Annotated in this window: 8 protein-coding genes; 2 read left to right on the top strand and 6 right to left on the bottom strand. The window is 69.8% G+C overall.

Annotated elements, in window-relative coordinates; all coding sequences use genetic code 11:
- Positions 1-121: 121 nt before the first annotated feature.
- Positions 122-763 (top strand): cutinase family protein, encoded by a 642-nt coding sequence (locus tag ACFU53_RS00335; protein WP_383984042.1) that lies wholly within the window; start codon positions 122-124, stop codon positions 761-763.
- Positions 764-852: 89 nt separating this feature from the next.
- On the opposite strand, the gene ACFU53_RS00330 is transcribed toward ACFU53_RS00335, so the two are convergent.
- The 3 genes from ACFU53_RS00330 to ACFU53_RS00320 all read right to left on the bottom strand — a co-directional run bounded on the left by ACFU53_RS00330 (position 853) and on the right by ACFU53_RS00320 (position 4353).
- Positions 853-2583, bottom strand: a complete 1731-nt coding sequence (locus ACFU53_RS00330) for a hypothetical protein (protein ID WP_383984039.1) — start codon at positions 2581-2583, stop codon at positions 853-855.
- 110 nt (positions 2584-2693) lie between these two features.
- On the bottom strand, positions 2694-3293 hold the full coding sequence (locus ACFU53_RS00325) for a hypothetical protein (RefSeq protein WP_383984036.1): 600 nt from the start codon (positions 3291-3293) through the stop codon (positions 2694-2696).
- A 52-nt stretch (positions 3294-3345) separates the two neighbouring features.
- Positions 3346-4353 (bottom strand): polysaccharide lyase family 1 protein, encoded by a 1008-nt coding sequence (locus tag ACFU53_RS00320; RefSeq protein ID WP_383984034.1) that lies wholly within the window; start codon positions 4351-4353, stop codon positions 3346-3348.
- A gap of 194 nt (positions 4354-4547) precedes the next feature.
- Between ACFU53_RS00320 and ACFU53_RS00315 the strand changes: the two genes are divergently transcribed.
- Positions 4548-7709 (top strand): glycoside hydrolase, encoded by a 3162-nt coding sequence (locus ACFU53_RS00315; protein WP_383984211.1) that lies wholly within the window; start codon positions 4548-4550, stop codon positions 7707-7709.
- A gap of 53 nt (positions 7710-7762) precedes the next feature.
- On the opposite strand, the gene ACFU53_RS00310 is transcribed toward ACFU53_RS00315, so the two are convergent.
- The 3 genes from ACFU53_RS00310 to ACFU53_RS00300 form a co-directional block, all read right to left on the bottom strand.
- A complete protein-coding gene (locus tag ACFU53_RS00310) occupies positions 7763-9436 on the bottom strand; it encodes a cellulase family glycosylhydrolase (RefSeq protein WP_383984031.1) in 1674 nt (557 codons plus the stop codon).
- Positions 9437-9559: 123 nt separating this feature from the next.
- On the bottom strand, positions 9560-11740 hold the full coding sequence (locus ACFU53_RS00305) for a glycoside hydrolase family 127 protein (protein ID WP_383984028.1): 2181 nt from the start codon (positions 11738-11740) through the stop codon (positions 9560-9562).
- Positions 11741-11818: 78 nt separating this feature from the next.
- Positions 11819-12118 carry an Ig-like domain-containing protein gene (locus ACFU53_RS00300; RefSeq protein WP_383984025.1) on the bottom strand — a complete coding sequence of 100 codons (300 nt, stop codon included), beginning with the start codon at positions 12116-12118 and terminating at the stop codon, positions 11819-11821.
- Between the last annotated feature and the right edge of the window lie 113 nt (positions 12119-12231).

Genomic DNA, 12231 nt, shown 5'->3' with positions numbered 1-12231 from the left:
CGGCGCAAAAAGAAAAGCGATTACTGAATTACCGTCCATAACACTCGGCCTGACAAGGCGAATACCTTCGGGACATCCTTTTCCACAGGCGCACTTCGCGCCCCACCCTCAAAGGATCCCCATGCGTATCCGCTTATGCCTCGCCGCGCTCTCGCTGGCCGGCGGGGCCGGACTGGCCACCGTCTCGGCACCCACGGCCACGGCCGCGGCCTGCACGGACATCGACATCGTCGCGGCTCGCGGCACGTTCGAGCCGGGCACGCTCGGCTTCATCGTCGGCGACCCCGTGTATTCCGCGCTGCAGAAGAAAATCACGGGCAAATCACTGTCCAGCTACAAGGTGAACTATCCCGCGGACCTTTCCCTCACCTCGGCCGCGCAGGGCAACACGGACCTCGTGAACCACGTCAGGAGCCAGGCCGCTTCCTGCCCGAACCAGCGTTTCATTCTCGTCGGCTATTCGCAGGGCGCGAACGTCGTCGACAACTCCATCGGCATCAGCAGCGCCGGCGCGGTGGTCGGCAGCCCCATCGTGGCCGGCATTCCCGCCGCGCTCGAACCCAGGGTCTCGGCGGTGCTGCTGTTCGGCAACCCGATCCGGGCCATCGGCAAGAGCGTCACCGGCACCTACCAGAGCCGCACCATCGACTTCTGCGCGGCCGGCGATCCCGTCTGTGAGAACGGCGGGGGCGACGTGGGCGCCCACCTCGGCTACACCGCGAACGCCGACGCGGCGGCGGCCTTCGCCGCGACCAGGGTCTGACGCCCCGCCCACGGCGCACACCCACCGCACACGGGTGAAGGGCCCGGGAGGAGAAATCCTCCCGGGCCCTTCTTCCATGGGGGCGATGGCTAGTCGGGGTCCCGCGCGAACTCCGTCAGGCTCGTGGAGACGGGCTCGGGACGGCCGTTGTTCTGCGTGGGCGCGGCGGTCAGCACATCCAGGTGCTGGTAGCCGTCGGCGACGACGGGGTCCAGGTCGGCCGGGACGCGGCCCGCCAGCAGTCCGTCGCCCGCGAGCACGGTGAGCGTCGGGTTGGCGGTGAGCCCGTCCGGGTGGACGACGAGTCGCTTCACCTGGGGTGAGCCGGCCAGTTGGAGGTCGGTGACCAGCTTGGTCGGGAAGTACTGCTCGGTGAAGTCCAACGGCTGCTCGCCCATGCTGCGGGCCAGCTCCTGGATGTCGGTGACCTCCTTGCCCGCGGCGGTGAACGGGGTCCCGTCGGCCGACCGGTACCCGGGGTCGTCGGCATCGCCCACGCGGTCGTAGTTCCGCCAGGTGTAGAGCGGGCCGCCCGGCCGGTCGGGGATGGCCTTGTACTCGCTGCCGAACAGCGCCGGTTGCTCGTCGCTCCCGTTGGCGACGGGGAAGCTCTTGTCGACGATCGGCCCGCCGTCGAAGAAGCCGACGCTGCTCTGCAGGAACGCCAGTGGTACGGAGTGGTCGTCCATCAGCGCGCCGAGTATCGCCTCGTTGGTGAGCCGGAAGTCCTTCACCGCCGGTGAGCCGGTGAGGAAGGTGGCGGTGTCCTCGGAGAACAGGAAGCGGTTGGTGACCTCGATGTTGGTGTTGAGAGGCAGATAGCTCGGCAGATCGGCCTCGCCGCCCGGGTCCTGCAACGCGCCCACGCCGGCGATGGCCAGCAGCGTCATCATCTCCGGGTTGAGGAGCACCGGCGCGGACAGCGTGCGTGGCAGCAGTCCGCTGTCGAGCCCGGCCTGGACCGCGCCGTAACCGAGGCCCACGTCGGGCAGGTTGGTGTCGTCCGGGATGCTGCCGCTCAGGTCGGCGAGCGAGGTGGAGACGGTGGTGTCGAGGGCGAAGTAGCCGGCGCACTGGTTGTGTCCGGCGTCGGCCGTGGTGGCCCGGTCGCCGTCGAAGTCGGCGGTCGCGAAGTACCCGGTGATCACACCGCCCAGGGAGTGCCCGCCGCACAGCACCTTCTCCTTGCGCACCCGCTGGTCGGGCAGTTCGGCGGTGAGCAGGTCGTACTGGTCGCGGACGGTCCGTTCGATACCGAGCTTCGCCATCCAGCCCAGCTCGCCGTCGCCGACGAACCCGTCGAAGGTACGGCCCTCGACCTGCTTGTCCCGGTAGTAGTAGTCGACGGCGGTGTGCTGGTCGCCGGAGGCCACACCGGTGCGGTCCTCCAGGCAGTTGGAGCGCCGGTCCAGGGCCCAGAACTCGATGTGCCGGCCCTGCCCGGCGGCCCGTGCCACGGTGTTGCGGGCGATGCTGTCGAAGGCTCCGGCGCCTTCCAGGATCCCCGGCTGGGCGACGAGGATCCGGTCGGCGTCGGCCGAGTCCGCCGGCCCGTCGGCGGACCGGTAGCGCAGATACGACAGCCAGTCGCACGCCGCCGGCCGCGCCCCGAAGGACGCCGGCAGCGGCGCCCTCACCCGCACCACCGTCTCGGTCACCCCGCCGACCGGACTCGTCGACGCCACGGCCGTCTCGGTCCGCGCGTCCTCGCCCCGGGCGTCCGGGGCGGCCCCGGTGAGCGCCCCGACGGTCAGCAGCACCGCCGACGCGGCACTCCGCAGTGCCCTTGGGTTCTTTCCCCTGCTGCGACTCGTGTTCATGCTGGGACGGTAGGACCGCGAAAGCGTCCCCACCGCCCCATGCTCACAACAACGCAGCTACCGTCGGCGCCTTTGTCACCAGGCACCAACTCCCTCTGCAACCACCCGAGTTACAGTCCGTCGCTCACCATCGCGGCGACGATCCGGACGTGCCGGTCGGCCGCCGTACCGGAGAACTCGTTGTCGTAGTTCAGTCCGTACGGCCAGAAGTGGCCGCCACCGGTGGAGATCTTCGCGCTCGCCCCGTCGTACTGCCGGACGAGTGCCGTGGCCTGCGCACCGGTCCACGTACCGCTGCCACCCAGCCGCGACCAGCCCGAGCTGGTGCCCACGCCTATGGTGTGCGCGATCTCGTGCAGCGCGGTCCGCTCGTTCATATAGCTGCGGTTGCCGAATCGGATGGTCCCGTTGATGTTCCCGTCGGCGGTGGGGACGCCAGGCTCGTAGCGGACGGTGATGTTCTTGCCCAGGTCGCTGAGGTTGTTGTACCGGGCGACCGCGGCGTTCATGGCCGCCGTGATGAGGTTGTACGCCGTCTGCTGGTCCTGTGTCGGGTTGCTCGCCCGGACGAGGGTCCAGGTGATGGTGGCCGCCGCGGCCTGCTCCCGGGGCACGGGCGCGGCCTGGGGTGCGGCCTGCGCGACACCGGGTCCGGCGAGCAACGCGGCCGCCAGCGCGGCCACGACCACCTTCTTGCGCGGTGAGTTCATCGGGGTCTCTCCTGTTTTTCGTGGGGGGATATGGGGGGATACAGGGGGATGTTCAGCTACCGGTCTTTCCTGTGCCTGCCCCGGCCCGTACGAGGGCCGGGACGTTCGTGGCGGGGTCCAGCGTGTAGGCGTAGTAGGTGCGCGGCTCGGTCACCGTGCCGTTGGTCTCGCACGTACCGGACCCGGTGAAGACGTTGTTCCGCTGGACCAGCCGGCCCGGCCCGGAGGCGTCGTACCCGCTCGCCGAGTAGCAGGGGGCGGGGACGCCCTCGAAGTGGTTGCCCTCGACGACGACGCCGGCGTTCATGGTCGAGGCGACGCCGTAGATGGCGTTTCCCTTGTAGTAGTTGTTGTAGACGTGCACCGGCTCGCCGAAGCGGACCCGGGGATGCCGTTGCCGTGAGCCGTCGAAGAAGTTGTGGTGGATCGAGACCTTCAGCTTCCCGGCGTCCTGGCTGCCGTTGCCGTCGGAGTGCCCGAGCAGCATGCTCTTGTCGGTCTTGTTGAACCAGTTCCAGGACACGGTGACGTACTCGGCGCCGCGCACGACGTCGACGGCCCCGTCGAGGGGCGCGACGAACTCGTTGTGGTCGATCCAGATGTGGTGGGACTCCTGGCCGACGTTGACCGCGTCGTCCTCGGCGTTGGTGAACTTGATGTTCCGCACGATGACGTTGTACGAGCGGTAGAAGTCCAGGCCGCCGCCGTTGATGACGGCCGAGGAACCGACGCCGATGATGGTCTTGTTGGGGCGGACGCCCTGCTTGCTGGTGATGTCGACGGTGCCCTGCACCCGGATGACCAGCGGGCCCACCGTGTCGATGTACTGCAGGAACTGCTCGGTGGTGGTGGCGGTCACGGTCGCGCCACCCGCTCCGCCCGTGGTGCCGTTCTGTCCGAGCGCGTTGACGGCGGCGAAGCCGGTGGGGGACGTCTCAGCAAGGGGTGCCGCCTCGGCGCCGGCGGCTGTCCCGGCCTCGACGGGCGCGGTCGCGGCGAGCAGCAGGCCGAGCGTGAGAGCGGGCACGCCGCGTGCGGCGCGTGACAAGGACGACCTCATGTGGTTCCTCCCGGGACGAGTGGGGGACGTTCCTGGGTCGTGCGAATCCGTACACACAAGGGCTAGAAAGCGCTTTCAGTTTCCTGAATGCTAAGCACATGTTTTGGGCATGTCAACGAAATCTCGTTCGCCTCCGTGTAGTGGAAGGGAGTGTCGTGTCCCCACGACATCGCATCGTCCGGGCATGGGCGCCCATGGTTCCCCTGGTGCTCGGCGCGGGCCTGATGGCCGCGCCGCCCACGGCCGCGGACACACCGGCTCCGGTGGCGCAGAGCGGAGTCACCGTACGGATCGACCCGTCGTACCAGCAGCAGGAGTTCGAGGGGTGGGGCACGAGCCTCGTCTGGTTCGCCAACGCCACGGGCAACTACCCGGAGCCCGTCCGAAGACAGCTCGTCGACATGCTGTTCGGTGAGGACGGCCTCGGCCTCAACATCGCGCGCTACAACATCGGCGGCGGCAACGCCCCGGACGTCCGCAGGGACTACATGAAGACCGGCGCGACGATGGACGGCTTCTGGAAGGCCCCCGAGGGCACCACCCGGCAGGACATGGAGTGGTGGGACCCGGACAACCCGGACCACTGGGACTGGGATGCCGACCCGGGCCAGCGGTGGTGGGTGGACCAGGTCAAGGACAAGATCACCAAGTGGGAGGCGTTCAGCAACTCGCCGCCCTGGTTCCAGACCGTCAACGGTTATGTCTCCGGCGGCTTCGACGCGAACACGGACCAGATCCGCGCGGACCGCGTCGACGAGTTCGCCACCTATCTGGTGCGGGTCACCGAGGAGATGGAGAAGCGGCACGGTATCGACTTCGACACCATCGCCCCGCTGAACGAGCCCAACACCAACTACTGGGGCACCCAGATCGGCGCGAACGGCCAGCCCACCGGTGGCCGCCAGGAAGGCGCGCACGCGGGCCCCGCGCTCCAGCAGAAGGTGGTCCTCGCGCTCGACAAGGCGCTCGAGGGAGCGGCGACCGACGCCGAGATCTCTGCGATGGACGAGACCAACCCCACGATCTTCACCCAGAACTGGAACGCGTACGACACCTCCGCGCGTGCCGCCGTCCCCCAGCTCAACGTGCACACCTACGGCACCGGCATGCGCACCAGCGCGCGTGACATCGCCAAGGGCGCCGACAAGAAGCTCTGGATGAGCGAGGTCGAGGGCACCTGGGGCACCGGCACCGACTTCACCAGCATGGAGCCCGGCCTCGGCATCGCCACCCGCATGGTCGACGACATGCGTGAACTGGAGCCCTCCGCCTGGGTGTTCTGGCAGCCCATCGAGGACTCCGTCCCGCAGGCCGCGGCCGGCAAGAACTGGGGCAGCATCCACGTCCCGTTCAACTGCACGGCCTCGGACACCCTGGAGACCTGCCCGATCCGGGCCAACTCCAAGTTCCACACCATCCGGAACTTCACCCATCACATCCGCCCCGGCGACCACTTCGTGAAGGTCGACGACCCGTCCAGCGTCGCCGCCGTCAAGAAGTCGGGCCGTGCGGCCACCGTGGTCCACGTGAACGGCGGCACGACCGCGCGTTCCGTCACCCTCGATCTCTCGCGCTTCGGCAAGGTCTCGTCCCGCGCCACCGTCACCCCCGTCGTGACGAGCGCCGACGGCGCCCTCGTCGAGGGCACCCCGGTCCGGGTGACCGACCGCGCGGCCACCCTCGACGTCCCCGCCAAGTCCGTCACCACCTTCCTGGTCGAGGGCGTCAGCGGCGCGGCGAAGGACGCCGCCCTCGTCCAGCCCGACCACGTCTACCGCCTCCAGGGCACACAGAGCGGCAAATCGCTCACCCCGTCGGAGGACGGCACCGGCGTCGTCATCCGCACGACCGACACCGCGAGCGCCCGGCAGCTGTGGTCGGTGGAGCAGCTGACCCCCGGCACCGGCAACCGCGAGCGCTACGCCCTCACCAACGCCGACACCGGCAAGCGGCTCGCCGTACGCGACAACCAGGCCGTCCTCGAAGACCCGGCCGCCGACGAGGTCCCCGCAGCCGCGCAGTGGGTCATGTCGACGACGGGCGACGGAAGTTGGACCTTCGTGAACACCGCCACCGGCCGTCTCGTCGATGTCACCGGGCAGTCCTCGGCGGACGGCGCCAAGGTGTCGACGTACACCCCGACCTCGGCGGCCAACCAGCGCTGGACCGTGAGCGACGAGACCGTGCTGCGCACCGAGCGGGCCGAGGCGTTCACCGTCCCGGATCTGCGGCCGAAGCTGCCGGAGACGGTGACTCCGGTGTTCCGGGACGGCGCCCGGGGCTCCCTGCCCGTGGTGTGGGACCTGCCGTCGGACCGGAAGTGGAGCAGGCCCGGGACCGTACGCGTCACGGGCGAGGCGACCGACGCCCTTGGACGCAGGATCCCCGCGAAGGCCCTCGTCACCGTCGACACGATCGCCTCGACCGTCCCCGCCCGCGCCAAGACGTACGTGGGCGGCGAGCCGGAGCTGCCGACGACGGTCGTCGGCGTCGGCAGGCACGGCGGCCGGACCACCCTCCCGGTGACCTGGGACGCGGCACCCACCGGAGCGTTCGACAAGACCGGCGTCGTGACACTGCCGGGTACTGCGGAGGTCGTCGACGGCAGCACGGCCGACGCGACCGTACGTGTCCAGGTCACCCAGGCCACGGAGGCCAACATCGCGACCGACACGAACGTCTCCGTCGGCGCCACCTTCACCGAGAGCGGTTACTCCGCCGAGCGGCTGCGCAACGGCAACACCGCCGAGAAGGCCTGGTCCAACTGGAAGTCGGGCACCAAGAACCCGTCCGACACCATCGCCTTCAGCCTCCCGAAGGCCCGCGACCTGACCCGGGTCGTCGCCCACTTCCATCGGGACGGGACCAACGTCTCCTTCCCCGAGAGCCTGAAGGTGCAGGTCCAGGCCACCGAGAACGGTCCGTGGACCGACGTGGGCGATCCCGTCGCGGTCGGCACCGAGGGCACACCGGTGATCGACGTCCCGCTCGACGCGGGCCCTGCGACCGGCGTGCGCGTGGTCATGACCGCGCGTCAGGGCGGCTACATCACGATGGGCGAGATCGAGGTGTTCGCCAAGACCCCCGGCGCCTCCTCGGACACCGCCGCCACCTCCATCGAGGTCGCCGGTAAACCGATCAGGTCCTTCGACCCCGACACCACCACCTACCGGATAGCCACCGAGAACCCGAGCCGGGCGGAGGTCACGGCGACGGCGCGCGACCCGTACGCGACCGTCACCGTGGACAGGACCGCCAAGTCCGGCGGGTCCGGCCGGACCTCGGCCGTCGTCACCGTGACCAGCGAGGACGGTTCACAGACCCGGAAGTACCGGATCGAGCTCGTACGACGCTGACGTGAGCGGCGGGGGCCACGAGCAGGCCCCCGCCGGTCACTTCGCAAGGGCGGTCAACTGCTCGCGCAGGTCGCCCCGTTGAGCGTGAACGTCGTCGGTGCGGTGTTGGTTGCGCCCTTGCTGCCGATGAACCCGACCGTCACGGAGCCCGCGGCCGGGATGGTGGAGGTGTAGGAGGCGGGCTTCACGCTCACCGCGCCACCGCTCTGCGTGGCGCTCCCGCCCCACATGTTGGTGATCGTCTGACCGCCTGCGAAGGTGAAGGCCAGAGTCCAGCCGCTGACGGCGGTGGTACCGGTGTTGCGGATGACGATCTCGCCCTGGAAGCCGCCCGGCCACTCGTTGGTGGCCCGGTAGGCCACGGAGCAGTTCCCGGCGGGTGTGTTGCCGCCCTCGTCCGTCGTGACGTTCACGGTGGCCGAGCGGTTCGACCGGTTCCCGGCGGCGTCACGAGCGTAGACGGCGAAGGTGTACGCCGTGTCGGCGGTGAGGCCGGTCAGGGTGACGGAGTTGGTGGTGGAGGCCGCGAGCTTGGTTTCGGCGGAGCCGCTGACGCGGACGATGTCGTAGCCGGTGACGCCGACGTTGTCCGTGGCGGCGGTCCAGGAGAGCGTGGCGGAGGCCGCCGTCACCGCGGAGGCGGTCGGGGCGCCGGGGGTGGTCGGCGCCTGGGTGTCGCCCGGGTTGCCGCCGCCGAAGATCGTGGCTTCCTCAGCCGTCTGCGCGATGCCGTCGGCGCCGTTGAAGATGCGCTGGCCCCAGGCGCTGAGCTGCGTGGGGTCGAAGCCGATCGACAGGTCGAGGATCGGGTCGGTGTTGCCGCTCCAGGACCAGGCGAGGTAGCCGAGGTCCAGCTGCTCGGCGGTGGCCATCATGGTGTCCTCGTCCGGATCGCCCCACTGGTCGGCGGGTCCGCCGAACTCGCCGATGAGGATGGGCAGTCCGGCGTTCGCGAAGGCGCCCAGGTAGTCGGTGATCTCCGCGGCGGTGTCGAAGACGCTGTACATGTGGATCGAGAAGATCAGGTTGCCGGTGGTGTCGGCGTCGTACACGGACCGGGCGTTGGCGCGCATGACGCCCTGCCAGTCCTGGCCCCAGTTGGGCGCGTCCACCATGATCGTGTGCTCGAAGCCCGCGGCCCGCAGCTTCTGCACGGCGGCGATGGTGGGGGCCGTCCAGCCCTCGGGGTTGGTGTTGCCCCAGGGCTCGTTGCCGATGTTGACGATGACGTAGTTCTCCTCGCCGGCGAGGACGCCCTTGAGGCCGATCCAGTAGTCGGCCGCGTGGTCGAGCGTGCCGGCCGCGGCCTCCTCGCCGTATCCGGTGGTGTCGTGCACCTCCAGGACGCAGATGAGCCGGTTGGCCTTGCACTGGGCGACGACGTTCGCCACGTCGGCGGGGCTGTTCCTGGTCCAGCGGTGCCCGTCGGAGAGGACGACGCGGACGGTGTTGGCGCCCAGCGCCTTGATGTCGGCCAGCGACTGCGTCTCACCCGGGTACCAGGTGTGGGCGTGATTGACGCCGCGCATCACGAAATCGTTGCCGTTGCCCTCCAGCAGCCGGCCGTCACCGATGTGCAGGCCGGTGGCCTGGACGTCGGGCGCCGACTGGGCCAGGGCGACGGCCGGGGCGAGGACTGCCAGGAGTGTGAGCCCGATCAGGCCCGCCAGTCCGGCCAGAAGAGTGCTTAAGAAATTCCTTCGCTGCGTGCTTCTTCCAGTTCTCACTGCGACTCCAGGTGGGGGTGGGCGCCGAGAAACTCAGGCATCGAAAGGTCGGGGTGCCAGAGAGTTATGGGAGCGCTCCCATAAACCCATCTCGCCCCGTACACGTCAACCCTTCGCGCGTGCTCAGCCCCGGAGACCCGCCCGGACCGCCGCGGCGACCACGGCGTCCCGCTCGGCGGCGGTGAACCGGCCCTCGGACACCCACCCGTCGGCGAGGGCCCGCACCGCCCGCACGAAGTCCTCGGACGTCGGGAAGGACGCCTGCGCCCAGAGCACGTCGAGGAAGGTCAGGCCGTCGCCCCGGGCCCGGTTCGGGACGCCCGAACCGGCCGTACCGAACACGACGACGGGCTCGGAGCGCCTGAAGTAGGCGTGGTAGCCGACGTCGTTCCCGACGAAGAACGGCGCGAGGGTCAGACCGTGCGTGGTGAAGTGCAGCGGCCTGCCCTCGGGTCGGATCACGTCCGCGAGATCGCCGCGCAGGGTGAAGTCCTTGTAGAAGGAGAAGCTGCGGAACCCGGCCTCCGGGCTCTGCGCGACCAGCAGCAGCGGACCGCAGAACACCGACTGGACCGTGGGATCGTCCAGGGCCCTTTCCACCCGCAGCCGGTACGGCGCGGAGATCCCGACCCGGTCACCGCGCCGCCAGTTCCGGCTCAGCGTGAGGTACGACCCGGGCACGGCCTCGATTCGTTGCCGGACCCCGTTGACCGTGACGGTGAATCCCCCCGTGGCCCAGGACGGCACCCGCAGCTTCAGATCGAACGTGCCCCCGCCCTCCCGGAACGTCAGGGTGCGGACACCCTCGGCCGGATAGGCGCTCGTCTGTTCCACGACGAGTCCCCGCTCCGGCCACCGCAGGGTCGAGGCGAGATACAGGTTCACGTACAGCGCGCTGCCGTCGGCGGACCGGAAGTACACCGAGTCCTGGTACTTGGTGTGGTTCTCCATGCCGGTGCCGCCGCAGCAGGTGCCGGTGTTGCCGTACTCGCGCACGACTCCCGGGCCCATCCCCACGAAGTAGGTGACCTCCGGGCTGCTCGTGCTCGCCGCGTCCCGGCGGGAGGCCAGAATGTGGTTGGTCAGACCCCGCTCGTAGTAGTCCATGCGGGCCGCGTCCGGCTCCCGGAAGAACAACTGCCGGCTGAGCTTCAGCATGTTGTACGTCGCACAGGTCTCGGCGTTCTTGTCGTCCAGCGTGGCCGCGATGGCTCCTCGGGCCTTGAACATCTCGCCCTGTCCCGTGCCGCCCAGGCTGTACGTCCGGGGCCCGGCGACCATGCCCCAGAAGTTCCGCGCGGCCTCGGCGTACCGCTCCTCCCCCGTCTCGTCGAACAGCCGCAGATAGCCGGTGAACTGCGGGATGTGCTGGTTGGCGTGCCGCCCGTCGAGGATGTCCCGGTCCTGGGCACAGGCGTCAAGGAGCGCGGTGTTGTCGAAGCAGCGGGCGGCGGCGAGGTGTTCCGCCTTGCCGGTGAGGGCGTGGAGGTCGGCCATCACCTCGTTCATGCCGCCGTACTCACCGGCGATGTAGATGGACCACATGCGGTCCAACTGCGCCTTGGGCAGCCCGCCGAGCCTGCTGTGCACCCAGTCGCCCATCTTCGAGGCGATGGTCAGGGCCTGTGCGTTCCCGGCCAGGGTGTGCGCGTCGAGGAGTCCCCGCATGATCTTGTGGCAGGTGTAGTACGGCGCCCAGATGGTGGGGTACGTCGTGTAGCTCTCCAGCAGGATGAACTGCGTCTCCGGGTACGCCGCCAGAAAGCCCGGGTGGCTGGGTCTCGGCGTACCGCGCTCCGCCAGCGCCGCCTGGCACTCCCCCAGCGCGCCGACCAAGTGGTCCAGCTTGGTCTTGAGGGCGGCCTCCCGGGTGTCCGCGTACGCCTGGGCGACGAGGGTGAGGAAGTGGCCGCCGTAGTGGCCGCGCAGATTGCCGTCGGAGGTCTCCCAGCCACCGGGCGGCCGGGCACCCCGCGTGTCGAGACCGGCGTTGGCGCGGAAGACGGCCAGGATGCGGTCGGCCGGGTAGGACCGGGCGTAGTTCAGCATCAGGTCGCGCTTGGCCCTGAACACACCGTCGCCCAGGGTGACTTGGGCCAGGGGGAAGGGGTGTACCGACCAGGTGGAGGGGAGGGGCAGTGGGGTCGCGGGGGCCTGGGCGGCTGTTGCGGACGGGGCCTGGGCAGCAGCAGCTTGTGCGGCCGGGGCGGCGTGCGCGAGCGAGGTTGCCGGTACGAGCGGGGTGGCGGCCGCCGCTCCGGCGGCGAGGCTCAACAGCCTTCGCCGGGTGGGGGGTTGGGACATGCTCTCGACTCCGATCGTCAGTCGTTCGGCAGGTGTGGGGGATGGGACGGTGACCGCTCGATCAGCCGAGGCAGGCGGTCACCGAGCGGTCATGGAGTGCTGTGGAGGGCCGGTCATGGAGGGCCCGTCACGGTGACGGTGGCCGTCGCGCGGTACGTGGTGCCCGCCACGGTCCCCCTTCACCGCGAAGGTGCCGGGCTCGGCGTACTGCCCCGGCTCCACCGGGTCCCAAGTGACGCTGATCCGGCCGTCCTTGGAGCCGTCGTTGTACGTGACGACGACGGTCGCCGGGAGTGTGGGCGCCCGGCCGGCGCGGGTGGTGACCGGCTCCTCTGCGATGCTGGTGATCTCGACCGCGTCGGTCTGCCGTACCCACACGGTCGCGGTGACCGGCCGCGCGGCCCGGTCGGCGATCCCGGTGACCCGTACGCTCGTGCCCCGTTGACGGTGAAGCCGTCGACGGCTCCGGCCACGCCCCGCCCCTCGGCCTC

It is taken from the genome of Streptomyces sp. NPDC057474 (genome assembly GCF_042802555.1).
In the GTDB taxonomy this organism is placed as follows: Bacteria; Actinomycetota; Actinomycetes; order Streptomycetales; family Streptomycetaceae; genus Streptomyces.
This window is presented reverse-complemented; position numbering and strand designations above follow the sequence as displayed.

Excerpts from the sequence above, each read along its gene's own strand:
- ACFU53_RS00335 (WP_383984042.1), top strand. The coding sequence starts at position 122 with ATGCGTATCCGCTTATGCCTCGCCGCGCTCTCGCTGGCCGGCGGGGCC.
- ACFU53_RS00330 (WP_383984039.1), bottom strand. The coding sequence starts at position 2,583 with ATGAACACGAGTCGCAGCAGGGGAAAGAACCCAAGGGCACTGCGGAGT.
- ACFU53_RS00325 (WP_383984036.1), bottom strand. The coding sequence starts at position 3,293 with ATGAACTCACCGCGCAAGAAGGTGGTCGTGGCCGCGCTGGCGGCCGCG.
- ACFU53_RS00320 (WP_383984034.1), bottom strand. The coding sequence starts at position 4,353 with ATGAGGTCGTCCTTGTCACGCGCCGCACGCGGCGTGCCCGCTCTCACG.
- ACFU53_RS00315 (WP_383984211.1), top strand. The coding sequence starts at position 4,548 with ATGGTTCCCCTGGTGCTCGGCGCGGGCCTGATGGCCGCGCCGCCCACG.
- ACFU53_RS00305 (WP_383984028.1), bottom strand. The coding sequence starts at position 11,740 with ATGTCCCAACCCCCCACCCGGCGAAGGCTGTTGAGCCTCGCCGCCGGA.